The organism is Pseudomonas sp. TSRC2-2 (assembly GCF_049897785.1).
In the GTDB taxonomy this organism is placed as follows: Bacteria; Pseudomonadota; Gammaproteobacteria; order Pseudomonadales; family Pseudomonadaceae; genus Aquipseudomonas.
Map to the genome: position 1 here is coordinate 425,917 of NZ_JAFCWZ010000003.1, position 23,291 is coordinate 449,207.

Sequence of the window (23,291 nt, forward strand, 5' to 3'; positions counted from 1 at the left end):
TCAGGTCAAGGGGAGGAGGGCTCAGCCTTGGCCACGGTGACCCAATACGGCGTATGCCGCTCGATCTGCACGGGCAGGGTCGGCAGCAATGCACTCAGCGCTTTATCGGTGTCATGCAGCGGAAAGCTGCCGGTAATGCGCAGCTCGGCCACTTCCGGCGCCACGCCGAGATGGCCGCGCCGGTAGCGCCCGAGCTCGTGCACCAGATCGCCCAGCCGTGCGTTGTCCACCACCAGCATGCCGCGCGTCCAGGCATCGGCGCCGGGGGCGAGGGCGGCAATCGAGCCCAACCCGTCACTGCGCAGCAGCACTTGCTGGCCTTCGCGCAGGATCTGTTCCTCCGGGTTCGCCTGCGCATGGGCCGCGACCGCCGACTGCAACACGCTCAGGCGCGTGCCATCGTCCTCGCGCTTGACCAGAAAACGCGTGCCCAGTGCACGCATGCTGCCTTCGCGGGTTTCGACGATAAATGGCCGCGCATCGCCATGCCCGGTTTCGACGAGGATTTCGCCTTCCTGCAGCACGACCAGGCGGCGCTCGTCATCGAAGCGCACGTCGACCGCACTGTGGGTATTGAGGTTGAGCAGGGTGCCGTCGGACAGGCGCACAGTGCGCTGTTCACCGGTGGCGGTGCGCTGATCGGCGAGCCAGTAATCGAGTGGCAGATAGCGCTCACTGACAAACAGCCCCAGACCGATGATCACCACGACACTGGCCAGCCCGCCGCCGAGTTTGCGCACGCGCCGGCGAATGCCTTCGCGCGATTGCAGCAACGCACTGCGGGCCGGGCCCTTGGCGACGTTGAAGCGCTGATCGAGCATGCCCAACTGGCGCCAGGCGCGAGCATGTTCTTCATGGGCCGCATGCCATTTGGCGAACTCTTCGCGTTCCAGCGCGGTGCCCGAATCAAGGGTCAATTGCCAGGCAATCGCCGCGTCGAGTACATGCGCCGGTACCGGGCGCGAACTGGCCGCGGTCATGTCGGCTCACCGTAAAGGGCGATGTAGCACTGGCGCAGGCCTTGCGCCAGATACTGGCGCACGCGCGGCACCGAGACGCCGAGTCTGGCAGCGATCTCGGCGTGGCTGAGGCCGTCGAGGCGGTTATACAGAAAGGCTGCACGAGCCTTGGTCGACAGTTTGCCGAGCAGGCGATCGATGGCTTTGAGGTCATCGAGGATCATTTGCTGTTCTTCCACCGACGGTTGTTCGCCCTCGGGAATCAGCATCAGTTCGGTGAGGTAGGCCTGTTCCAGCGCGGCGCGGCGGAAGTAGTCGAACAACAGGCCCTTGGCGATCGCCACCAGAAAGGCCCGAGGTTCGCGCGGCGTCAGCAGTTCGTCGCGGTTGAGCAGCCGCACAAACGTGTCCTGGCTCAGGTCTTCGGCACGCTGCGGACATGCCACATTGCGCCGCAACCACGCCAGCAGCCAACCGCGATGGTCGCGATACATCGCACCGACGAGCTCACTGTGGGGGTTGGGCACTGACGACACCGGACATCACCGATTGGGAAATGTTAACTAACGAGAACAGTTCGCGATTCTGGCAGAGGTGGGAATGGTTAGCAATTGGCCACTGATCAGGTGACATGGACGCATGCCCCTGTAGGAGCTGCCGCAGGCTGCGATCTTTTGATCTTGCTGTTTATAAAATCAAAAGATCGCAGCCTGCGGCAGCTCCTGCAGGGGTAGTGCTAGAAAGAGTGAGTTTGCTGCCGCCGCTTCCACTGACTCAACCGCTGCTGCAGCTGCAATGGACTGCCAATCTGCAGCGCCCGCGCCCGGCTGAACAGAATCAACGCCAACTCTGCCGTTGCCAGCGCATCGGCACTCGCGTTATGCCGTTCAAACACTTCAAGGCGAAACCACTCGATCCATTCATCCAGCCCGGCCTCGCGAATCTGCGCCTGCGGGCATAACAGCGGCGCTATTTCCGCCACATCCAGAAACACATGCTGCAGCTTGTGCCCCAGATGCTCCTTCAGCGCCCGCCCGAGCATGTGCTGATCGAACGGCGCATGAAACGCCAGCACCGGGCTGTCAGCGATGAACTCCAGCAGCTCCAGCAATGCCTCGGCCGGGTCGCTGCCTGCGGCGATCGCATTCGGCCCGAGGCCGTGAATCAGTACGCTGGGGCTGAGCTTCACTTCCCGACATTGCAGGGTCTTTTCGAACTGCTGGCGGAAATCGATCGCGCCGTCCTCGATCACCACCGCGCCGATCGACAACACGCGATCCTTGTTGATGTTGAGACCGGTGGTTTCCAGATCCAGCACCACCCAGCGCTGCTCGCGCAGGCTGCAATCGCTCAGCTCGGCAAGCGCCGTCAGCTTCGCCAGCCGCTGCTGCAAATCCACCGGCACGACAGGACTGGCCGGGCGCAGCCAGGAAAACAGGCTCATAGCTGATACCGCAACGTCAGGCTGCTTTGCAGGCGCTGCGCCTGGCGCAGGGATTCACGCAGGATGCGCCGGTCGAGGTGATTGAGGCTGTCGGGATCGACTCGATTGGAGTACGGCTGATTTTCCCGGGTCTGCAGCTGATGCTGCTGCATGCGCGTTTGCTGAATGAAGTGATACGCCTCTTCATAGGCCGCGCCGTCGAGTGGTTCGATGACTTCTTTATCGACCAGCTGGCGAAAGCGCTCCAGGGTGTTGTTGGCCTCGATGCCGTTGGCCAGCGCCAGCAGACGGGCGCCGTCCACGAACGGCGTCAGGCCCTGGATTTTCAGATCCAGCGTGGCCTTCTCACCGTTCTTGCGGGCCAGCACAAAGTCACGGAAGCGCCCCACCGGTGGGCGGTTGCGCAGTGCATTTTCGGCGAGCATGCGCTGGAACAAACGGTTGTCAGCGACCTGGTCGAGAATGCCCCGGCGCAATTGCTCGCAGCCTGGCTCATCGCCCCAGACCACGCGCAGGTCGAAATAAATGCTCGAGCCCAGGAGGTTCTCCGGCGTGGCTTCGCGGATAAACGCCGCAAAGCGCCGCGCCCATTCGGCCCGCGACAGACACAGCTCGGGATTGCCGGCCATGATGTTGCCCTTGCACAGAGTAAAGCCGCACTGCGCCAGGCTCTGGTTGATCTGCTGGGCAATCGGCAGCAGCTTGCCGCGGATCTCCGCCGCGTGCGCTGCGTCGCGGGCATCGAACAAAATGCCGTTGTCCTGATCGGTGTGCAGCGTCTGCTCGCGCCGGCCCTCGCTGCCAAAACACAGCCAACTGAACGGCACGCCCGGGTCGCCTTTTTCGGCGAGGGTCAGTTCGATGACCCGGCACACCGTGTGATCGTTGAGCAGGGTGATGATGTGGGTGATCTGCGTCGACGACGCGCCGTGGGCGAGCATGCGTTCGACCAGTTGGCCGATTTCGCCGCGCAGGGTCACCAGTTGCTCGACACGTTGCGCGCTGCGGATGGTCCGGGCCAGATGCACCAGATCGACCCGTTGCAGGGAGAACAGATCGCGCTCGGACACCACGCCGCACAGGCGCTGATCCTTGACCAGACAGACGTGGGCGATGTGCCGCTCGGTCATCGCGATCGCTGCATCGAATGCGCTGTGATCCGGCGACAGATAAAAAGGTGATCGAGTCATGTGCTGCTCGATGGCGTCGCTGAAATCGCCGACACCTTCGGCGACCACGTGGCGCAAATCGCGCAGGGTGAAGATCCCCAGCGGCGCCTTGTGCTCATCCACCGCGACGATGCTGCCGACCTGTTGCTCGTGCATCAGCTTTACCGCTTCACGCAGCGGCGTAGTGGCGCTGCAGGTCACTGGATGGCGCATCGCAAGCTCACCGAGACGGGTATTCAGCGAATATTGGGTGCCGAGGGTCTCCACGGCTTTTTGCTGCACTTGCTGGTTGACCTGATCGAGCAGGCTGCTGACCCCGCGCAGGGCGAAGTCGCGGAAGGTGCTGGAAAGGGCGAAGAGTTTGATGAACGCCAGTTTGTTCAGTTGCAGGCAGAAGGTGTCTTCGCCTGCCAGATGTTCGGTGCGGGTGGCGCGCTCACCGAGCAGGGCGGCCAGCGGAAAGCATTCGCCGGTGGTGATTTCGAACGTGGTTTCGGTGCCGGGTTTGGTGATGTGCTGGCGTTCGCCGACCACCCGGCCCTGTTTGACGATATGAAAATGTTCCACCGGCCCGTCGGCCGGTTTGATGATGCTCTCGCCCTGGGCAAAAAAACGCAGCTGACATTGCTCCACCAGATAGGCGAGGTGGGCATGTTCCATCTGATTGAAGGGCGGGAAGCGCTGGAGAAATTGCAGGGTGCCCTGAATGTTCTGCAAAACCGCGGTTTTCCCTGCCTGGGTGAAGGCGTCCGCTTTGCTCATAACCATTACCGCAGTCTTTTTCGAATTGTTGTTGTCGGATCGTTGCGGCCATGGTCGACCCCGGCGGGCAGGGTGCCCATTGGACGTAAGTCTAGGTTTTGCCACCATTGGCCGATTTTCGGAAATAACCTACGCAAAAGCTCGGAAAAGCTTGGGCTAGCCACTTGGAAAAAATTCCGACGAAGTGCACATTGAAGCGCTGTCCGGCGATGTCTGACGACTTGCCAGGGATTGATTGAACATTTAGAGAGCGCCATGTCCGACCACGATATTTTGAGCGACGCCGAGCGTGAAGCGCTCAGCGCAGTGATGCTCGAACCCGATCTGCCGCCGCAGCGTGTCTTGATCGTCGACGACGACAAGGACGCCCGCGAGCTGTTGTCGGAGATTCTCGCGCTCGATGGCATTCATTGCATGACCGCAGCCAGCGGTGAAACCGCGCTGAAAATGCTTGAGGAAAAACCTTCGATCGGCCTGGTCATTACCGACCTGCGCATGGGCAATGTCGATGGCCTCGACCTGATTCGCCAGGTGCGCGAATCGGTGCGGGCAGCGATGCCGATCATCATCGTCTCCGGCGATGCCGACGTGAAGGACGCGATCGAAGCGATGCATTTGAGCGTAGTGGATTTTCTGCTCAAGCCAATTGATACGGGCAAGTTGCTGGGGTTGGTGAAACACGAATTGGGCATTGAGCCCTAAGACACATCCCGTTGCCCAGGAGATGATCGTTCCAACGCTCTGCGTGGGAATGCACCAATGGACGCTCCGCGTTCGCTGTTGTGGGACGCGGAGCGTCCCGGGCTGCATTCCCACGCGGGAGCGTTGGAACGATCAAAGCATTCAATCCACCTCACAAAAAAAGGCCCTGATCTCTCGATCAGGGCCTTTTGTATTCCAGCCATCAGCGCCAGTTACAGACCATTCCTGGCCTTGAACTCGCGACGACGACGGTGCAGCACCGGCTCGGTGTAGCCGTTCGGCTGTTTGGTGCCTTCAATCACCAGTTCAACCGCTGCCTGGAAGGCAATGTTGCTGTCGAAGTCCGGTGCCAGCGGGCGATACAGCGGATCGTTGGCGTTCTGCCGGTCGACCACCGGCGCCATGCGCTTGAGGCTTTCCATCACTTGCTCTTGGCTGACGATGCCGTGGCGCAGCCAGTTGGCGATGTGCTGGCTGGAGATACGCAGCGTCGCACGGTCTTCCATCAGGCCGACGTCATTGATGTCCGGCACTTTCGAGCAGCCGACGCCCTGGTCGATCCAGCGCACCACGTAACCGAGAATGCCCTGGGCGTTGTTGTCCAGTTCGTTCTTGATCTGCTCTGGGGTCCAGTTCGGGTTCACCGCCAGCGGAATGGTCAGGATGTCATCCACCGAGGCACGCGCACGTTTGGCCAGTTCGGCCTGACGCGCAAACACGTCAACCTTGTGGTAATGCAGCGCGTGCAACGCAGCCGCGGTTGGCGACGGTACCCACGCAGTGTTGGCACCGGCCAGCGGGTGAGCGATCTTCTGCTCAAGCATGGCGGCCATCAGGTCCGGCATCGCCCACATGCCTTTACCGATTTGCGCACGGCCTTGCAGGCCGGTGCTCAGACCGATATCGACGTTCCAGTTTTCGTAGGCGCCGATCCACTTCTCGGCCTTCATGTCGGCCTTGCGCACCACCGGGCCGGCTTCCATGGAGGTGTGGATTTCGTCGCCGGTGCGGTCGAGGAAACCGGTGTTGATGAACACCACGCGCTCGCTGGCCGCTTTGATGCAGGCCTTGAGGTTGACCGTGGTGCGGCGCTCCTCGTCCATGATCCCGACTTTGAGGGTATTGCGCGGCAGGCGCAGGACGTCTTCGATACGCCCGAACAGCTCGTTGGTGAACGCCGCTTCTTCCGGGCCGTGCATCTTCGGTTTGACGATATACACCGAACCGGTGCGGGTGTTGCGGCGCGACGTATTGCCGTTGAGGTTGTGCATTGCCGCAAGACAAGTCACCAGACCGTCGAGGATACCTTCCGGGACTTCGTTGCCTTGGCTGTCGAGGATGGCGTCGATGGTCATCAGATGGCCGACGTTGCGCACGAACAACAGCGAACGACCGTGCAGGGTCACTTCACCGCCATTGGGCGCGGTGTAGGTGCGATCCGGGTTCATGGTGCGGGTGAAGGTCTGGCCGCCCTTGGACACGGATTCTGCGAGGTCACCCTTCATCAGGCCGAGCCAGTTGCGGTAGATCACCACTTTGTCGTCGGCATCGACGGCGGCGACGGAGTCTTCGCAGTCCATGATCGTGGTCAGCGCCGCTTCCATGAGAATGTCTTTTACGCCGGCGGCATCGGTCTGGCCGACCGGGGTGCTGGCGTCGATCTGGATTTCGAAGTGCAGCCCGTTGTGCTTGAGCAGCACCGCGATCGGCGCGTTGGCGTCGCCCTGGAAACCGATCAACTGAGCGTCATCGCGAAGGCCGCTGTTGCTGCCGCCCTTGAGCGTCACCACCAGTTTGCCGTCAGCGATTTTGTAGCCGGTCGAATCGACGTGGGAGCCGGCGGCCAGTGGCGCGGCTTCGTCGAGGAAGGCACGGGCGAAGGCGATGACTTTGTCGCCACGCACCTTGTTGTAGCCTTTGCCTTTTTCCGCGCCGCCGTCTTCGCTGATCGCGTCGGTGCCGTAGAGGGCGTCGTACAGCGAACCCCAGCGGGCGTTCGAAGCGTTGAGCGCAAAGCGCGCGTTCATCACCGGCACGACAAGTTGCGGGCCGGCGGTGCGGGCAATTTCATCATCGACGTTTTGCGTCGTCGCCTGGAAATCAGCCGCTTCTGGCAGCAGGTAACCGATTTCTTGCAGGAAAGCTTTGTAAGCCACGGCGTCGTGCGACCGGCCGGCATGCTGCTGATGCCAGGCATCGATGCGCGCCTGGAAGTCATCGCGTTTGGCGAGTAGGGCTTTGTTCTTCGGCGCCAGGTCGTGGATGACCTTGTCGGCACCTTCCCAGAATTGTTCGGCGGTGAGGCCGGTACCGGGAATGGCTTCGTTGTTCACGAAGTCGAACAGGACTTTGGCGACCTGCAGGCCACCGACTTGAACGTGTTCAGTCATTGCTTGCCTCACTCTGCTCAGCTATTTCGCTTTTCAGCTCGTCAATTTAACAATGAAGCTTCTGGCCATTTAAACCACAAACCTGCCGACCAGTACATGCCATTGCTGGCGGCTGGGCTAGGACCAATCAACGGCTTGGAGGCCTTGCTGACGGGGCTTTCAGGGTTGCGAAGGGCCTTGGGCAGACATCGATCCAGCGTTATGTAGTGCGCGCTGCGGCATACTACATGATGAGTTGCGCTTGTGAAAATCAGACTAATTACGTCGTTCTGCGACCTCATGACGCATTGCGGTCACGTCGCGGAACCGGATGTTCTCAAAAAAGTGTTGGATTGTTCCAGCTAAATATCGAAAGTTGTACACGATTTGTTCGGTCAGATATCTCGCTGGTGCGGCTATTCGCGCGCAGGCTCGTTCCCACGGGACGATCGCATTGCCAATGTGGGAGCGAGCCTGCTCGCGAAAGCGCCGGTCCATCCAACGCAAAACAAGCCCTTGCCTATACTTGCCCTTCGATAACAAAAGTCATGAACAGAGGGCTGCGCCATGGACCATCTCGTACTCACCGTTTTTGCGCCGGACAAGCCCGGGCAGGTCGAGCGCATCGCCCAATGCATCGCCGAGCACGGCGGCAACTGGCTGGAAAGTCGCATGTCGCGCATGGCCGGGCAGTTCGCCGGGATCCTGCGCGTGGGCGTGCCGGCGGAGGCTTACGATGAACTGGTCGATGCCCTGCAAGCGCTGTCGGCCCATGGCATTCGCGTATTGATTGCCGAAAGCGGAGTGGAGCAGTCCTGCACGTGGAAACCGATCGCCATGGAATTGGTCGGCAATGACCGGCCAGGCATCGTCCGCGATATCACTCGGCTGTTGAGCGAGCAGGGTGTGAACCTGGAACGGCTGGTCACTGAAGTGCGTCCGGCGCCGATGAGCAGTGAGCCGCTGTTTCACGCCGAGGCGATTCTGGCGGTGCCGCTGACCTTGTCGCTGGAGGTATTGCAGGCTCGGCTGGAAACCCTGGCCGATGATCTGATGGTCGAACTGGTGTTACGCACAGAGGTTTGAGCCGTGCGGGTTATCCAGTTTAAACGTGCACCTGCCTGTGGATAACCTGTAGAGACCGAGCGCCACGCCACGCCCGCCGTGGCTTTGCTGCGAATGATCAAAAAAACGCCAACATTCAGTGACTTGCACACAAACGGCGGGGATCACGCTGTGGATAAGCTTGGGAAGGAACGATGCAGGCCACGAAAAACGTGGCCTGTGAAGGTTTGTGCGTTTTTTGATCAGGCGCGCCGACGCAAACTTATCCACGCGTCGACGCTGTAGATCGCCAGACCGGCCCAGATAAACATGAACGCGACCAGCGTGCTCGAAGACAAATGCTCACCAAACAGCAGCACGGCTTGCAGCAGCACCAGGGTCGGCGCGATGTATTGCAGGAAGCCAATGGTGGTGTAGGGCAGATGGCGCGTGGCGGCGTTGAAACACACCAGCGGCACCAATGTCACTGGACCGGCGGCGACCAGCCACCAGGCTTCGGAGGTGGTCCAGAAGGCCGGCTGCACACTGGTGGCAGTCTGGTTGAACAGCAACCACGCGATCGCGATCGGCACCAGCATCCAGGTTTCCACCACCAGCCCCGGCAACGCCTTGACCGGCGCCTGCTTGCGGATCAGACCGTAGAAACCGAAAGTCAGCGCCAGCGCCAGCGACACCCAAGGCAAACTGCCGACCTGCCACACCTGCTGCGCCACGCCCACCGCAGCAAAGCCAACGGCCACCCACTGCATGCGCCGCAGCCGTTCGCCAAGGATCACCATGCCCAGCAGCACGTTGACCAACGGATTGATGTAGTAACCCAGACTCGCTTCGAGCATGCGGCCGTTGTTCACCGACCAGACATAGGTCAGCCAGTTGGCCGCGATCAGCGTGCCGCTCAGGGCCAGAATCGCCAGACGTTTGGGGTTGTCGAGCAGCTCGCGCAGCCAGCCCGGGTGTTTCCATACCATCAGCAGCAACGCACCGAACAGCGCCGACCACAGCACCCGGTGGATGATGATCTCGACGGCCGGGACTTCGGCGATGGCTTTGAAATAGATCGGGAACAGGCCCCAGATGATGTAGGCGCTCAGGCCCAGAATGTACCCGCGACGCGGGTTGGCGGCTTGCATGCAGGATCCTTGCTCAGGCAACTGACAAAGAAAGGATTGTAAGGAGGTTGTATAGATGTGTCGTGTCAGAAAGCAAAAAGATCGCAGCCTTCGGCAGCTCCTACAGGGATATGCGTTCCAAGGTAGGAGCTGCCGAAGGCTGCGATCTTTTGATCTTTGATCAGAAGAGTTTCAGCGGCTCTTCATTCAGCGCCGCCAACTGCTCACGCAACGCCAGCACCTGATCGCCCCAATAACGTTCGGTGCCGAACCACGGAAAGCTGTGCGGGAACGCCGGATCGTCCCAGCGCCGTGCCAGCCAGGCGCTGTAGTGCATCAGGCGCAGGGCGCGCAGCGGTTCGATCAGTGCCAGTTCGCGCGGGTCGAAATCATGGAATTCGTTGTAGCCGTCCATCAATTCCGACAGCTGCCCCAGACACTCCTGGCGATCGCCAGCGAGCATCATCCAGATGTCCTGCACCGCCGGGCCCATTCGGCAATCGTCGAGGTCGACAATGTGGAACATCTCGTCGCGGCACATCATGTTGCCGGGGTGGCAGTCGCCGTGCATGCGGATGTTCTGGTGCGGCGTGGCGGCGTAGGCATCTTCGACGCGCTTGAGCAGGTCGCGGGCGACGGATTCGTAAGCCGGCAGCAGGCTCTTGGGAATGAAATTGCCTTCGAGCAATGTCTTCAGCGAGGCATGACCGAAGTTCTGCACGGCCAGGGCTTCGCGGTGCTCGAACGGCTTGGTGCCGCCCACTGCATGCATGCGCCCGAGCAACTGGCCGAGGCGATACAGCTGATCAAGATTGCCCGGCTCCGGTGCACGGCCCCCCCGGCGCGGGAAAAGCGTGAAGCGGAAACCGGCATGCTCGTGCAGGGTTTCGCCGTTGTGGATCAGCGGCGCCACTACGGGGATGTCGATGTCGGCCAGTTCGAAGGTGAACTGGTGCTCCTCAAGGATGGCTTCGTTGGTCCAGCGCTGCGGACGGTAGAACTTGGCGATCAGCGGCTCGGCGTCTTCGATGCCGACCTGATAGACACGGTTTTCATAGCTGTTGAGCGCCAAAATGCGCGCATCGCTGAGAAAACCGATGCTTTCGACGGCATCCAGGACGAGATCGGGGGTGAGGGTTTCAAACGGGTGGGCCATGCTGACTCCTGCGCGCAGCAGGCTGCTGCGTCCGGCTCGGCATGGTAGCGCAGACTGTAGCGGTTGAGGGTTTTGCCTTGGATATGGACGCCTGTAAGCGCTTCTTCGCGAGCAAGCCCCCTCCCACAATGGATCTGCAGTGTGCCAATCCTCTCATTCACACAGGCGATCAAATGTAGGAGCGGGCTTGCTCGCGAAAGCGGTTGATCAGGCGCCGACGATCCCGCCGTCTTCGCGAGTAATCGCCATCACCGAAGACCTTGGCTTGCCGTTGGGCAGATGCTCGGGAAAGGTCGAGCCGCCGTTCTCGCCCGGATGCTGAATCCCGACAAACAGGGTTTTCTGATCCGGCGAAAAGCTGATTCCGGTCACCTCGCAACCCACCGGCCCGACCATGAAGCGGCGAATCTCTCCGGTCGCAGGATCGGCGCAGAGCATCTGGTTGTTGCCCATCCCGGCGAAGTCGCCAGCGTTGCTGGAATCGCCATCGGTGAGAATCCACAGGCGTCCGGCCTTGTCGAAACCCAGGCCGTCGGGGCTGTTGAACATGTTCTGCGGGGTGATGTTCGATGAGCCGCCCTTCGGCGTTCCGGCATGCACGCCCGGGTTGCCGGCGACCACAAACAGATCCCAGGCAAACGTCTTCGAGGCATGGTCATCGCGGTCGGTACGCCAGCGCAGAATCTGCCCGTAAACGTTCTTCTCGCGTGGGTTCGGCCCGCCCACCGGCTGACCGTCTTCGCCGCGCTTGGCGTTGTTGGTCAGGGTGCAATAAACCTGACCGTCCTTGGGGCTGACGACGATCCACTCCGGGCGGTCCATGCGCGTCGCGCCGACGACGCTGGCGGCGAGGCGCGCGTGGATCAGCACTTGCGCCTGATCGGCAAACCCGCTGCTGGCGTCGATGCCGTTTTTGCCGTGGCTCAGTTCGATCCACTGGCCGCGGCCTTTCGGGTGATCGGGGTTGCCGTCGCCGGCATCGAATCTGGCTACATACAAAGTGCCGTGATCGAGGATGTCGCGGTTGGCTTTCTGGTTACGGTGATTGATGCGATCGCGGCTGACGAATTTGTAGATGAACTCGCCACGCTCGTCGTCGCCCATGTACACCACGGCGCGACCGTCGTCGGTCTCGGCCAGCGCGGCGTTTTCATGTTTGAAGCGGCCCAGAGCAGTGCGTTTGACCGGAGTCGATTGCGGATCGAACGGATCGATCTCGACCACCCAGCCGTGACGGTTGAGCTCGTTCGGGTTCTTGGCCATGTCGAAGCGCGGGTCGTGCGGGTGCCAGTTGATGTCTTTGCTGCTCGCAACAACGCCATAGCGCTTTTGCGCGGCATCGAACTGTTGCTGGGCGTTGCTGCTGCCGAAGCAATCGGTGAAGTTTTCTTCGCACGTCAGATAAGTGCCCCACGGCGTCTTGCCGTTAGCGCAGTTCTGGAAGGTGCCGAGGACTTTTTTGCCGTGCTTGTCGGCGGCGGTTTTCATCAAGTCGTGGCCGCGGGCCGGACCACTGATGCGCAGCGGCGAGTTACCGTGAATCCGCCGGTTATAGCGCGAGCCCTGGACGAATTGCCACTGGCCGTTCTTGCGCTGCACTTCGATCACCGACACGCCTTCGCAGGCCAAGGCCTTGCGCACGTCTTCGGCCGATTGCGGCATGCCGCCGTGCGGATACAGATAGCGGTAGTTGGTGTATTCGTTGTTGATCGCCATCAACGCGCGGTTTTTGTCGTCGGGGAAGGCGAACAGGCTCATGCCGTCGTTGTTGTCGCCGAACTGCACTTCCTGTGCGGCGGCGGTGCCATTGCCGCTCGGGTCAAAGGCCGGGCCGTTCTTGTGCAACGGCTGGCCCCAGCTGATCAGCACCGAAGACTTGTAGCCCTTGGGCAGGCTGATGGCGTCGGTGGTCGCCGCCGGGATGCTCTCGAAACCGAGCAGGCGGCTGTTGCCGGCGCTGACGCTGGCGGCCATGACGCTGCGGCTCAACAGGTTGCCGCCGAGGAACATCGCCGCGCCACACAACGCACCGGCGCTGATGAAACCGCGACGGCTGAGGCCGACCATTTTTTCCAGATCAGTGGATTGGTTTTCTTCTAATAGGCTCACATCAGGCTCCCTGCTTGGTTATGGGCAACACCTTAATGCGGGTCGATGACGCTTTTGTGGCAAGGGCCGATCAGAGCGGCGTGCCGATCAGCACATTGGACGGCGCGCATTGCACCTGCACCTGATCGCCGACGCCCAGGCTTTGGCGGTGCAAGTGCAGCGGTTCGGCCAGGGCGCAAAGGGTCTGGCCGTTGGGCAGCGAAATGCGCACTTCGCTGGGGCCGTCCTCGGCCTCGAGAATCGCCTCGATGGTGCCGCGCAGGACATTGTGCCCGGGCGTTGCGGGCTGATCGGTGCCGAACAGTTCAAGCCAGCCAGCCTTGATCAGCGCCATCACTTCTGTGCCGATCTGCAATTGCAGATGCACGGTGCTGTCGTGGGTGATCTGCGCATCCAAGGCTATGTGTCCGGCCAGGTCGAGGCGGACCAGATCATTGCGCCCCTGTGCCTGAATCGCTGCCACCGTGCCATGCAGTTGATTGCGTGCGCTGGTCCTGAGCATCAGCCGCCCGAGCAAATCCAGATCGCTGGCGTCTTCCGCCGCCTCCAGCACCTGCGCCTGCAACGCCTGCAATTTCTGATACAGGCGCAGCACCCGCTCACCCTCGCTGGACAGTCTCGCGCCGCCACCCCCCTTGCCGCCCACCACGCGCTCGACCAAGGGGTTCTGCGCCAGGTTGTTCAGCTCATCGATCGCATCCCACGCCGCCTTGTAGCTGAGCCCTGCACTCTTCGCCGCACGGGTTATCGAACCCTGCTCGGCGATGTGTTGCAGCAGGGCGATGCGCTGCGGGCGGCGGACGATGTGTTGGGACAGCAGGGTGGGCGTGGACATGGCAGAACGCTTCTGGCTCGGGCGATGAGAGGGACGTTGGCCACTTGCAGCGCATGAGTCAAGCCGAACACGGTTTTCTGTAGGAGCTGCGGCGCGCTGCGATCTTTTGATCCTGTTTTTTACAATCAAAAGATCGCAGCGTGCCGCAGCTCCTGCAGGGCTATGTCTCGTCTTCAAGAGCCTGGTTTCGGCGTACGAGCCAGGCAGTACACATCCACCCGCGCCGCACCTGCATTCATCAACAACCGCGCCAGCGCCCGGGCGGTCGCGCCGGTGGTCAGGACATCGTCAATCAGTGCGAAATGGCGACCGCTTACCTGCGCTTCAGGCGCCAGCGCGAAGGCATTGCGCAAATTGCGTTTGCGCGCCTTGGCATCCAGATCCTGCTGGGCGTCGGTGTCCATGATCCGCCGCAGAAGCTGTGCTTCACAGGGCAAATCCAGCGAAACACTCAACCAGCGTGCAAGCATCGCAGCCTGATTGAAGCCCCTCTGACGCAGACGTTTATTCGCCAGCGGCACCGGCAGCAGCACATCGGGTCTCGGCAAGTCCTCGTCAAAACGATGTTGCAGGTATTGGCCGAGAACGTCGGCGAGCAGGTGACCAAACGGCCATTTTGCGTTGTGTTTAAAGCGCGTAATCAGACTGTCCACCGGGAAGCCATACACCCAGGGCGCGACGACCTGTTCGAAAGCCGGCGGCTCTAGCAGACACTCGCCGCAGGTCAAGCCATGTCCAGTCAGTGGCAAAGCGCAGCTCCGGCAATGGCTACCGAGCCAGGGCAGTTCAGTTTCGCAGGCCTCGCACATTGGCGTTTGTGCTTCTGCGGGCTCATCGCACAGCAAACAGATCTGTACGTTTTTTAAACAGATGTAAACCTGTCCTTGGTATTGCGGTTGACAGTGCATCGCTCTTCCTTAAATATGCCGAACATCCGTGTAGCGCCTGTGGGTATTCCGTTTCCCCGGCGCCAGCCAAGCATAACCAAGGAATTGCCCATGAGCGCGAGCACCACCGCCACCCTGCGTCACGATTGGTCTCTGGCCGAAGTCAAAGCACTCTTCGTACAGCCATTCAACGACCTGCTGTTCCAGGCGCAAACGGTGCACCGCGCACATTTCAACGCCAACCGCGTGCAGGTCTCGACGCTGCTGTCGATCAAGACCGGTGCCTGCCCGGAAGATTGCAAGTACTGCCCGCAGTCCGGGCACTACAACACCGGCCTGGAAAAAGAAAAACTGATGGAAGTGCAGAAGGTCCTCGAAGAAGCGGCCCGAGCGAAAGCCATTGGTTCGACGCGATTCTGCATGGGCGCGGCGTGGAAACATCCATCGGCCAAAGACATGCCGTATGTGTTGAAGATGGTTGAAGGGGTGAAAGCCCTGGGTCTGGAAACCTGCATGACACTTGGCCGTCTCGATCAGGAGCAGACCGAGGCGCTGGCCAAGGCCGGCCTCGACTACTACAACCACAACCTCGACACCTCGCCAGAGTTCTACGGCAGCATCATCACCACCCGCACTTACAGCGAGCGCCTGCAGACGCTGGCCTATGTGCGCGAGTCGGGGATGAAAATCTGCTCCGGCGGCATTCTCGGCATGGGCGAATCGCTGGACGATCGCGCCAACCTGCTGATCCAGTTGGCCAACCTGCCCGAGCATCCGGAATCGGTGCCGATCAACATGCTGGTGAAAGTCGCCGGCACGCCGCTGGAAAACGCCGAGGACATCGACCCGTTCGACTTCATCCGCATGCTCGCCGTGGCGCGCATCCTCATGCCGCAATCCCACGTGCGCCTGTCCGCTGGCCGCGAAGCGATGAACGAGCAGATGCAGGCTCTGGCTTTCTTCGCTGGTGCCAACTCGATTTTCTACGGCGACAAATTGCTCACCACCGCCAACCCGCAGGCGGACAAGGACATGCAGTTGTTCGCTCGCCTCGGTATCCAGCCGGAGGCCCGTGAAGAGCATTCCGATGAGGTTCATCAGGCTGCGATCGAGCAGGCACTGGTGGAGCAGAAGAGCAGCGAGCAATTCTATAACGCAGCGGTTTAATCCTGCGCGAATGTATCTGAAGGAATGCAACACCCTGTGGGAGCGGGCTTGCTCGCGAAAGCGTCAGGCCAGTCAACATACCGTTGAATGTTAGACCGCATTCGCGAGCAAGCCCGCTCCCACAGAGGATCTGTGTCATTTGAAAAATCGAGGCCTGCATGTCTTTCGATCTCGCCGCACGCCTTGCCGCCCGCCGTGCCGAAAACCTCTACCGGCAGCGCCCGCTGCTTGAATCGCCGCAAGGGCCAGAAGTGGTGGTGGACGGCCAACCGCTGCTCGCGTTCTGCAACAACGACTATCTGGGCCTGGCCAACCATCCGCAGGTGATTGAAGCCTGGCGTGCCGGCGCTGAGCGCTGGGGCGTTGGTGGCGGCGCCTCGCACCTGGTCATCGGCCACAGCAGCCCGCATCACGCGCTGGAAGAAGCGCTCGCCGATCTGACCGGACGGCCACGTGCGCTGCTGTTCACCACCGGCTACATGGCCAACCTCGGCGCGGTCACCGCGCTGGTCGGGCAGGGCGATACGGTGCTGGAAGACCGGCTCAATCACGCCTCTTTACTGGACGCCGGTCTGTTGTCCGGCGCGCGTTTCAACCGCTATTTGCACAACGACGCCGAGAGTCTGAGCAAACGCCTGGAAAAAGCCACCGGCAACACGCTGGTGGTTACCGATGGCGTATTCAGCATGGACGGTGATGTTGCCGACCTGCCGGCACTGGCCCGCGAGGCCAGAGCCAAAGGCGCGTGGCTGATGGTTGACGATGCGCATGGCTTCGGCCCACTGGGCGCCAACGGTGGCGGCATCGTCGAGCATTTCGGCCTGAGTCAGGACGATGTGCCCGTGCTGGTCGGCACCCTCGGGAAAGCTTTCGGCACCGCCGGGGCCTTTGTCGCCGGCAGCGAAGAGTTGATCGAAAGCCTGATCCAGTTCGCCCGCCCATACATCTACACCACCAGCCAGCCGCCAGCCCTGGCCTGCGCGACGCTGAAAAGCCTCGAGCTGTTGCGCAGCGAACACTGGCGCCGGGAACACTTGCAGACCTTGATCCGCCGGTTCCGCCAAGGCGCCGGGCAGATCGGGCTGGAGCTGATGGACAGCTTCACGCCGATCCAGCCGATCATGATCGGCGATGCCGGGCGCGCTGTGCGGCTGTCGCAGATGCTGCGTGAGCGCGGGCTGATGGTCACTGCGATTCGCCCGCCTACTGTGCCGGTCGGCAGTGCGCGATTACGCGTGACGCTGACCGCCGCCCACAGCGAGGCGCAGGTGCAACAGTTGCTGGAAGGGTTGGCAGATTGTTTCGCTCGACTGTCGTTGGAGCCAAGCCATGCGTGATCGTCTGATTTTGCTGCCCGGCTGGGGCCTTGGCGTGTCACCGCTGGAACCGCTGGCGGCGGCTTTGCGTGGCCTCGACGAATATTTGCAGGTCGAGATCGAACCGCTGCCGGAGCTGGATTGCGCTGACCTCCAAGCATGGCTCGATGAACTCGATGCGCGCATTGCGCAAGAAGTCTGGCTCGGTGGCTGGTCGCTGGGCGGCATGCTCGCCTCCGAGTTGGCGGCACGGCGCGGCGAGGCGTGCTGCGGTGTGCTGACGCTGGCGAGCAACCCTGCGTTTGTTGCGCATCAACAGTGGCCGAGCGCGATGCCCAGCGAGACTTTCGATGCGTTTCTTGCCGGTTGCCAAGCCGATCCTCGTACCACGCTCAAGCGCTTCGCTCTGCTATGTGCGCAAGGTTCGCCAGACCCGCGTGGCTTGTCGCGCTTGCTGCTCAGTGGCGCGCCCGCCACCGCCCCGACTGCCCTGATGGCGGGTCTGGAGCTGCTCTCGCAGCTGGATACACGCCAGGCGTTGCAGGCGTTTCGCGGCCCGCAGCTTCATCTGTTTGGCGGGCAGGACGCGCTGGTTCCGGCGCAAGCGGCCGGCGCACTGTTCGCGCTGTTGCCGGATATCGAAATTGGCCTGATCGAACAGGCCAGCCATGCTTTTCTGCTGGAAGATCCGCACGGAGTCGCGGGTGCGATCCAGGCGTTTCTACATGAGTGCGCTGATGACTGATCTGTCCTTTGTGCTGCCCGGGGGCTTGCCCGACAAGCGCCAGGTAGCGGCGTCTTTTTCCCGCGCAGCGGCCAGTTACGACAGCGTCGCCGAGTTTCAGCGGGAGGTCGGCACGCAGTTGCTTGAACGGTTGCCGGCGAGTTCCATGCCGTCGCGCTGGCTCGATCTTGGTTGCGGCACTGGCTATTTCACCCGGGCGCTGGCCGCACGTTTTACCCAGAGTAGCGGTGTTGCGCTGGACATTGCCGAGGGCATGCTCAATCACGCTCGGCCGTTGGGCGGAGCTGAGCATTTCATTGCCGGCGATGCCGAAAGGCTGCCGTTGCAGGATGCGAGCCTAGAGCTGATTTTCTCCAGTCTCGCGTTGCAGTGGTGCGCCGACTTCGATGCCGTGCTGAGCGAAGCCTTCCGCGTGTTGAAGCCAGGCGGGATATTTGCGTTTGCTAGTCTGTGTACAGGGACGCTGTTCGAGTTGCGTGAGAGTTGGCAGCAGGTCGACGGGCTGGTGCACGTCAATCGCTTCCGTGAATTCGTCCGCTATGAGCAGTTATGTGCTGGCAGAGGCATGCGCATCTTGGCTCTGGAGAATCAGCCGCATGTGTTGCATTACCCGGATGTGCGCAGCCTGACTCATGAGCTGAAGGCGTTGGGCGCGCACAATCTGAATCCCGGCCGGCCGGGCGGTTTGACCGGACGCGCGCGGATTCTCGGGCTGATCGATGCGTATGAGCGGTTCCGTCAGCCGGCGGGGCTGCCGGCAACGTATCAGGTGGTGTACGCCGTATTGGAGAAACCCCTATGAGCGCAGCTTATTTCATTACCGGTACCGACACCGATGTCGGCAAGACTACCGTCGCTGCCGGGTTGCTCCACGCGGCGCGGTCGGCAGGCTTGAGCACGGCGGCGGGCAAGCCGGTGGCTTCCGGGTGCGACGTCACGCCCAAAGGCTTGCGCAATTGCGACGCTTTGGCGCTGCTGGCCGAATGTTCGCTGCCGCTGACTTATCAACAGGTCAACCCGGTGGCATTCGAGCCCGCGATTGCTCCGCATCTGGCGGCGCGCGAAGCTGGTGTGGCGCTGACCGTGCAGTCGTTGCTGGTGCCGATGCGCGGGATTCTGGCGATGAACGCCGATTTCACCCTGATTGAAGGCGCGGGCGGCTGGCGGGTGCCGTTAGCGGATCAGGACAATCTGTCGGACTTGGCGATCGCGCTGAAGCTGCCGGTGATTCTGGTGGTGGGTGTGAGGCTGGGTTGTATCAGTCATGCCTTGCTGACTGCCGAAGCGATTGCACGAGATGGCCTGCAATTGGCGGGTTGGGTGGCCAACATCATTGATCCAAAGACTTCACGATTGGAGGAAAACCTTGCGACACTGGCCGAGCGCATTCCCGCGCCGTGCCTGGGCCGAGTGCCGAAACTCAAGGCGTTGAGCGCCGAAGCGGTGGCCGAGCATTTGCAACTGGATTTGCTCGATTAAGTTTCTCGCTATGAACAGGCACTGTGCCATTAGTGTTTTTGACGGGTGTTTTGCCGGCGCGTCTGCTTCAATGGCGTCCATTGATCCTTTACAAGGACGAGCACGACTATGGAAATCTCCGGCAACACAGCTTTTTATGCAGGGCTGAGTTCGATTCAGTCCGGGCAGAACCGCGTCGACCAGGCTGCCAGCCAGATCGCCAACAACACCATCGAACGCTCGGTGACCAGCCAGTCGTCCGAAGTGCAGGTCAATCGCCTGCGCGGTGTGGATCGCGCGCAGGAATCGGATCTGACCAGCAATATCGTCGAACTGTCGCAGGGCAAGATCCAGGCAGAGCTGGGTGTGAAGGTGGCCAAGGCGTCCGACGAAGTGCTTGGGACGATTATCGACACCTTCGCCTGATTGGATTTTTTGTAAACATCGAAACGCCGCGCATGTCGCGGCGTTTTTCGTTTAAGTCCTTCTTGCTCAACCAATCTTTTTCAGAAAGCTCGTGGCCTGCGCGCAGTCACGACGATTTATCGTGTCCGCAATTTGATGAAGCCGATGACGAACGGCAAAAGAACGGCGCTTGACAAGATTTCGGCGTAAACGTATGTTTCAAACAACTGTTTGACCGTCATAACAACTCAACACGGTCGTTCATTCCCGGTTACATCAGCAGAGGTTTATCGCTATGCCTGACTACAAGGCCCCCTTGCGTGATATTCGCTTCGTTCGTGACGAGCTGCTCGGCTACGAAGCGCACTATCAGAGCCTTCCGGCTTGCGCAGACGCAACTCCGGACATGGTTGACGCCATTCTCGAAGAAGGCGCCAAGTTTTGTGAGCAGGTACTGGCACCGCTGAACCGCGTGGGCGATCTGGAAGGTTGCACCTGGAGCGAGTCCGGCGTGAAAACCCCGACTGGCTTCAAAGAGGCATACAAGCAATTCGTCGAAGGCGGCTGGCCAAGCCTGGCTCACGACGTTGAGCACGGCGGCCAAGGCCTGCCGGAGTCGTTGGGTCTGGCAGTCAGCGAAATGGTTGGCGAAGCCAACTGGTCGTGGGGCATGTACCCAGGCCTGTCGCACGGTGCGATGAACACCATCTCCGAGCACGGCACCCCTGAGCAGCAGGAAGCCTATCTGACCAAACTGGTCTCCGGCGAATGGACCGGCACCATGTGCCTGACCGAACCGCACTGCGGCACCGACCTGGGCATGCTGCGCACCAAGGCCGAGCCTCAGGCCGACGGTTCCTACAAAGTGTCCGGCACCAAGATCTTCATCTCGGCCGGTGAACACGACATGGCCGACAACATCGTCCACATCGTACTGGCCCGCCTGCCGGACGCACCGGCTGGCACCAAAGGCATCTCGTTGTTCATCGTGCCGAAATTCCTGCCAAACGCCGATGGCACCCTTGGTGCGCGCAACGCCGTGAGCTGCGGTTCGCTGGAACACAAGATGGGCATCCACGGCAACGCCACCTGCGTGATGAACTTCGACGGCGCCACCGGTTACCTGATCGGCCCGGCGAACAAAGGCCTGAACTGCATGTTCACCTTTATGAACACCGCTCGTCTCGGCACCGCACTGCAAGGTCTGGCTCACGCTGAAATCGGCTTCCAGGGCGGCCTGAAGTACGCTCGCGATCGCCTGCAAATGCGCTCGCTGACTGGCCCGAAAGCGCCGGACAAAGCCGCTGACCCGATCATCGTTCACCCAGACGTGCGCCGCATGCTGTTGACCATGAAGGCGTTCGCCGAAGGCAACCGCGCGATGGTCTACTTCACCGCCAAACAAGTCGACATCGTCAAATATGGTGTCGATGAAGAAGAGAAGAAGAAGGCCGATGCACTGCTGGCGTTCATGACTCCGATCGCCAAAGCGTTCATGACCGAAGTCGGTTTCGAAGCCGCCAACCACGGCGTGCAGATCTACGGCGGCCATGGTTTCATCGCCGAGTGGGGCATGGAGCAGAACGTTCGCGACAGCCGCATTTCGATGCTGTACGAAGGCACCACCGGTATCCAGGCCCTCGACTTGCTCGGCCGTAAAGTGCTGATGACTCAAGGCGAAGCTTTGAAGGGCTTCACCAAGATCGTCCACAAGTTCTGTCAGACTAACGAAGGCAACGAAGCCGTTCAGGAATTCGTCGCACCGCTGGCTGCACTGAATAAAGAGTGGGGCGAGCTGACCATGAAGGTCGGTATGGCGGCCATGAAGGATCGCGAAGAAGTTGGCGCTGCCTCCGTGGACTACCTGATGTACTCCGGTTATGCCTGCCTGGCCTACTTCTGGGCTGACATGGCACGTCTGGCTGCGGAAAAACTGGCTGCCGGCACCAGCGACGAGGCGTTCTACACCGCCAAGCTGCAAACCGCGCGCTTCTACTTCCAGCGCATCCTGCCACGTACTCGCACACACGTGGCCACTATGCTGTCGGGCGCTGGCAACCTGATGGACATGAAAGAAGAAGACTTCGCACTGGGCTACTAAGCCTTAGCGCAGTCTGACGAAACCGCTGCTCCCGTTCGGGAGCAGCGGTTTTTTTGTTTGCGGATCGCTCAGATAGTCGGGCTTTCGGCCGTTACAGAGAACGTGTGTGATCTGGATCACATTGTGTGGGCTTGGCCGCACTTTGCAGGCACAATGCCATCTCTTTGCTATGACGGGTCGGAGCTTACCCTTGCCGCGTTCTTCCGCTGTACGTTTCAGTCATTTCCTGCCTTCACTGCTGTTATTGCTTGCGGGGCTGGCGGCTGCGTATGTCAAAGATCTCAGCGTGTTTTTCACGTCCCTGTTCAACGTCTTGCCGACCCTGGTTCTGCTGCTCGGCGGGGCGTATTGCGCGGTGTACCGACGTCAGCGCGAACTGTTTCTGATGCTCACGGTGTACATCGCCTATTTCCTGCTCGATACCCAGACCGACTTTTACCGTGACAACGGCAAGGTTCGCGAAGACGCTGCGGTGGTGTTCCATCTGGTTTGCCTGCTGCTACCGTTGTTATTCGGGCTGTTCGCCGCATGGCAGGAACGCACCCATCTGTTTCAGGACATGGTCGCCCGGTTCGCCGTATTGCTGGCATTCGGCAGCGTGGCGCTGGGGCTGGAGCAAAGTTATCCGCAGGCGCTGCTGTTGTGGCTGTCGGAAATCCGCTGGCCGGCGCTGCACGGCGCGTGGATGAGCCTGATCCAGTTGTCCTACCCGGTGTTCATTTCGGCCTTCCTTTTACTGGCCTGGCAATACTGGCGTAACCCGCGTCCGTTGCACGCGGCGCAACTGGTCGGCTTGCTCGGTGTGTTCTGGATGTTGCCGAAAACCTTCATTCTGCCGTTCACCCTCAACATCATGTGCAGCCAGGTGATGCTGATGATCGCAGCCGCAGTTGCGCATGAAGCCTATCAAATGGCCTTTCGCGACGAACTCACCGGCCTGCCCGGTCGTCGCGCGCTCAACGAACGGATGCAGCGCCTGGGGCGCAACTATGTGCTGGCGATGAGCGACGTCGATCACTTCAAGAAATTCAACGACACCCACGGCCACGATGTCGGTGATCAGGTCCTGCGCCTGGTCGCCAGCAAACTGTCGAAAATCAGCGGTGGCGGTAGGGCGTATCGCTACGGCGGTGAGGAATTTGCCTTGGTGTTTGCAGGCAAAACTCTTGAGGAATGCATGCCGCACCTGGAAGTGATCCGTGAATCGATCGCGTCCTACAGCATTCAGTTACGCAACCAGGAAAACCGCCCGCAGGATGATCAGCAAGGTCGCCAGCGCCGTAGCGGTTCCGGGGCGTCGGCGGTGTCGGTGACGGTGAGTATCGGTGTCGCCGAACGCGTCGAACAGCGTACTCCGGAAGAAGTGCTCAAGTCCGCCGACCAGGCGTTGTACAGCGCCAAGGGTGCCGGGCGTAACTGCGTCATGGCATTCGGGCAGAACCGTCGCGGCGCGGTGCGTATGGATACTGCTGCGGGTTGAGTGATGACGGCGCATTCAGCGCCCGCACAATGATTGTCGGGCGGGATGGCCGC

20 protein-coding genes are annotated in these 23,291 nt (G+C 61.0%); 10 read left to right on the forward strand and 10 right to left on the reverse strand.

Annotated elements, in window-relative coordinates:
• Positions 1–5 precede the first annotated feature (5 nt).
• The 4 genes from ACP7D9_RS07960 to ACP7D9_RS07975 all read right to left on the reverse strand — a co-directional run bounded on the left by ACP7D9_RS07960 (position 6) and on the right by ACP7D9_RS07975 (position 4,334).
• Complete coding sequence (locus tag ACP7D9_RS07960; protein ID WP_426156577.1) at positions 6–980, reverse strand: FecR domain-containing protein; 975 nt, start codon at positions 978–980, stop codon at positions 6–8.
• Positions 977–1,453, reverse strand: coding sequence for an RNA polymerase sigma factor (locus ACP7D9_RS07965; protein ID WP_426156725.1), 477 nt, complete (start codon positions 1,451–1,453; stop codon positions 977–979). Before ACP7D9_RS07965 ends, ACP7D9_RS07960 begins: the two co-directional genes overlap by 4 nt.
• 242 nt (positions 1,454–1,695) lie before the next feature.
• Positions 1,696–2,403 (reverse strand): 3'-5' exonuclease, encoded by a 708-nt coding sequence (locus ACP7D9_RS07970; protein WP_426156579.1) that lies wholly within the window; start codon positions 2,401–2,403, stop codon positions 1,696–1,698.
• The gene (locus ACP7D9_RS07975) at positions 2,400–4,334 is read right to left on the reverse strand and encodes a putative nucleotidyltransferase substrate binding domain-containing protein (protein ID WP_305881937.1); all 1,935 of its coding nucleotides are present in this window, start codon (positions 4,332–4,334) and stop codon (positions 2,400–2,402) included. Before ACP7D9_RS07975 ends, ACP7D9_RS07970 begins: the two co-directional genes overlap by 4 nt.
• Before the next feature lie 255 nt (positions 4,335–4,589).
• Between ACP7D9_RS07975 and ACP7D9_RS07980 the strand changes: the two genes are divergently transcribed.
• On the forward strand, positions 4,590–5,036 hold the full coding sequence (locus ACP7D9_RS07980; RefSeq protein WP_101160970.1) for a response regulator: 447 nt from the start codon (positions 4,590–4,592) through the stop codon (positions 5,034–5,036).
• A gap of 212 nt (positions 5,037–5,248) precedes the next feature.
• On the opposite strand, the gene ACP7D9_RS07985 is transcribed toward ACP7D9_RS07980, so the two are convergent.
• Positions 5,249–7,426 carry a malate synthase G gene (locus ACP7D9_RS07985; RefSeq protein ID WP_397504568.1) on the reverse strand — a complete coding sequence of 726 codons (2,178 nt, stop codon included), beginning with the start codon at positions 7,424–7,426 and terminating at the stop codon, positions 5,249–5,251.
• A gap of 546 nt (positions 7,427–7,972) precedes the next feature.
• Between ACP7D9_RS07985 and ACP7D9_RS07990 the strand changes: the two genes are divergently transcribed.
• The gene (locus ACP7D9_RS07990; protein ID WP_426156582.1) at positions 7,973–8,491 is read left to right on the forward strand and encodes a glycine cleavage system protein R; all 519 of its coding nucleotides are present in this window, start codon (positions 7,973–7,975) and stop codon (positions 8,489–8,491) included.
• A gap of 221 nt (positions 8,492–8,712) precedes the next feature.
• Here the strand turns inward: ACP7D9_RS07990 and rarD are convergent, their stop codons facing one another.
• The 5 genes from rarD to ACP7D9_RS08015 form a co-directional block, all read right to left on the reverse strand.
• A complete protein-coding gene (gene rarD, locus ACP7D9_RS07995; protein WP_426156584.1) occupies positions 8,713–9,600 on the reverse strand; it encodes an EamA family transporter RarD in 888 nt (295 codons plus the stop codon).
• A gap of 160 nt (positions 9,601–9,760) precedes the next feature.
• A complete protein-coding gene (locus tag ACP7D9_RS08000; protein ID WP_426156586.1) occupies positions 9,761–10,735 on the reverse strand; it encodes a serine/threonine protein kinase in 975 nt (324 codons plus the stop codon).
• Positions 10,736–10,942: 207 nt separating this feature from the next.
• Positions 10,943–12,844, reverse strand: coding sequence for a PhoX family protein (locus ACP7D9_RS08005; RefSeq protein WP_426156588.1), 1,902 nt, complete (start codon positions 12,842–12,844; stop codon positions 10,943–10,945).
• 70 nt (positions 12,845–12,914) lie between these two features.
• Positions 12,915–13,679, reverse strand: coding sequence for a TOBE domain-containing protein (locus ACP7D9_RS08010; RefSeq protein WP_313005062.1), 765 nt, complete (start codon positions 13,677–13,679; stop codon positions 12,915–12,917).
• A gap of 173 nt (positions 13,680–13,852) precedes the next feature.
• Positions 13,853–14,587, reverse strand: coding sequence for a ComF family protein (locus ACP7D9_RS08015; RefSeq protein ID WP_426156590.1), 735 nt, complete (start codon positions 14,585–14,587; stop codon positions 13,853–13,855).
• A 90-nt stretch (positions 14,588–14,677) separates the two neighbouring features.
• On the opposite strand from ACP7D9_RS08015, the gene bioB reads away from it, so the two are divergent.
• The 8 genes from bioB to ACP7D9_RS08055 all read left to right on the forward strand — a co-directional run bounded on the left by bioB (position 14,678) and on the right by ACP7D9_RS08055 (position 23,238).
• Positions 14,678–15,733, forward strand: a complete 1,056-nt coding sequence (gene bioB / locus ACP7D9_RS08020) for a biotin synthase BioB (RefSeq protein ID WP_016772860.1) — start codon at positions 14,678–14,680, stop codon at positions 15,731–15,733.
• A gap of 158 nt (positions 15,734–15,891) precedes the next feature.
• The gene (gene bioF / locus ACP7D9_RS08025) at positions 15,892–17,070 is read left to right on the forward strand and encodes an 8-amino-7-oxononanoate synthase (protein ID WP_101160952.1); all 1,179 of its coding nucleotides are present in this window, start codon (positions 15,892–15,894) and stop codon (positions 17,068–17,070) included.
• Positions 17,063–17,794 (forward strand): alpha/beta fold hydrolase, encoded by a 732-nt coding sequence (locus tag ACP7D9_RS08030; protein WP_101160949.1) that lies wholly within the window; start codon positions 17,063–17,065, stop codon positions 17,792–17,794. The genes bioF and ACP7D9_RS08030 overlap by 8 nt, the downstream gene beginning before the upstream one ends.
• Positions 17,787–18,596, forward strand: a complete 810-nt coding sequence (gene bioC / locus ACP7D9_RS08035; protein ID WP_101161782.1) for a malonyl-ACP O-methyltransferase BioC — start codon at positions 17,787–17,789, stop codon at positions 18,594–18,596. Before ACP7D9_RS08030 ends, bioC begins: the two co-directional genes overlap by 8 nt.
• Complete coding sequence (gene bioD, locus ACP7D9_RS08040) at positions 18,593–19,273, forward strand: dethiobiotin synthase (RefSeq protein WP_101160946.1); 681 nt, start codon at positions 18,593–18,595, stop codon at positions 19,271–19,273. The genes bioC and bioD overlap by 4 nt, the downstream gene beginning before the upstream one ends.
• Positions 19,274–19,381: 108 nt before the next feature.
• Positions 19,382–19,678 (forward strand): pyrroloquinoline quinone biosynthesis protein PqqE, encoded by a 297-nt coding sequence (locus tag ACP7D9_RS08045; RefSeq protein WP_071173831.1) that lies wholly within the window; start codon positions 19,382–19,384, stop codon positions 19,676–19,678.
• A gap of 274 nt (positions 19,679–19,952) precedes the next feature.
• Positions 19,953–21,758 (forward strand): phenylacyl-CoA dehydrogenase, encoded by a 1,806-nt coding sequence (locus tag ACP7D9_RS08050; protein ID WP_101160943.1) that lies wholly within the window; start codon positions 19,953–19,955, stop codon positions 21,756–21,758.
• Between the two features lie 190 nt (positions 21,759–21,948).
• A complete protein-coding gene (locus ACP7D9_RS08055) occupies positions 21,949–23,238 on the forward strand; it encodes a GGDEF domain-containing protein (protein WP_041476719.1) in 1,290 nt (429 codons plus the stop codon).
• Positions 23,239–23,291 lie beyond the last annotated feature (53 nt).

Excerpts from the sequence above, each read along its gene's own strand:
- ACP7D9_RS07960 (WP_426156577.1), bottom strand. The coding sequence starts at position 980 with ATGACCGCGGCCAGTTCGCGCCCGGTACCGGCGCATGTACTCGACGCG.
- ACP7D9_RS07965 (WP_426156725.1), bottom strand. The coding sequence starts at position 1,453 with ATGTATCGCGACCATCGCGGTTGGCTGCTGGCGTGGTTGCGGCGCAAT.
- ACP7D9_RS07970 (WP_426156579.1), bottom strand. The coding sequence starts at position 2,403 with ATGAGCCTGTTTTCCTGGCTGCGCCCGGCCAGTCCTGTCGTGCCGGTG.
- ACP7D9_RS07975 (WP_305881937.1), bottom strand. The coding sequence starts at position 4,334 with ATGAGCAAAGCGGACGCCTTCACCCAGGCAGGGAAAACCGCGGTTTTG.
- ACP7D9_RS07980 (WP_101160970.1), top strand. The coding sequence starts at position 4,590 with ATGTCCGACCACGATATTTTGAGCGACGCCGAGCGTGAAGCGCTCAGC.
- ACP7D9_RS07985 (WP_397504568.1), bottom strand. The coding sequence starts at position 7,426 with ATGACTGAACACGTTCAAGTCGGTGGCCTGCAGGTCGCCAAAGTCCTG.
- ACP7D9_RS07990 (WP_426156582.1), top strand. The coding sequence starts at position 7,973 with ATGGACCATCTCGTACTCACCGTTTTTGCGCCGGACAAGCCCGGGCAG.
- rarD (WP_426156584.1), bottom strand. The coding sequence starts at position 9,600 with ATGCAAGCCGCCAACCCGCGTCGCGGGTACATTCTGGGCCTGAGCGCC.
- ACP7D9_RS08000 (WP_426156586.1), bottom strand. The coding sequence starts at position 10,735 with ATGGCCCACCCGTTTGAAACCCTCACCCCCGATCTCGTCCTGGATGCC.
- ACP7D9_RS08010 (WP_313005062.1), bottom strand. The coding sequence starts at position 13,679 with ATGTCCACGCCCACCCTGCTGTCCCAACACATCGTCCGCCGCCCGCAG.
- ACP7D9_RS08015 (WP_426156590.1), bottom strand. The coding sequence starts at position 14,587 with ATGCACTGTCAACCGCAATACCAAGGACAGGTTTACATCTGTTTAAAA.
- bioB (WP_016772860.1), top strand. The coding sequence starts at position 14,678 with ATGAGCGCGAGCACCACCGCCACCCTGCGTCACGATTGGTCTCTGGCC.
- bioF (WP_101160952.1), top strand. The coding sequence starts at position 15,892 with ATGTCTTTCGATCTCGCCGCACGCCTTGCCGCCCGCCGTGCCGAAAAC.
- ACP7D9_RS08030 (WP_101160949.1), top strand. The coding sequence starts at position 17,063 with ATGCGTGATCGTCTGATTTTGCTGCCCGGCTGGGGCCTTGGCGTGTCA.
- bioC (WP_101161782.1), top strand. The coding sequence starts at position 17,787 with ATGACTGATCTGTCCTTTGTGCTGCCCGGGGGCTTGCCCGACAAGCGC.
- bioD (WP_101160946.1), top strand. The coding sequence starts at position 18,593 with ATGAGCGCAGCTTATTTCATTACCGGTACCGACACCGATGTCGGCAAG.
- ACP7D9_RS08045 (WP_071173831.1), top strand. The coding sequence starts at position 19,382 with ATGGAAATCTCCGGCAACACAGCTTTTTATGCAGGGCTGAGTTCGATT.
- ACP7D9_RS08050 (WP_101160943.1), top strand. The coding sequence starts at position 19,953 with ATGCCTGACTACAAGGCCCCCTTGCGTGATATTCGCTTCGTTCGTGAC.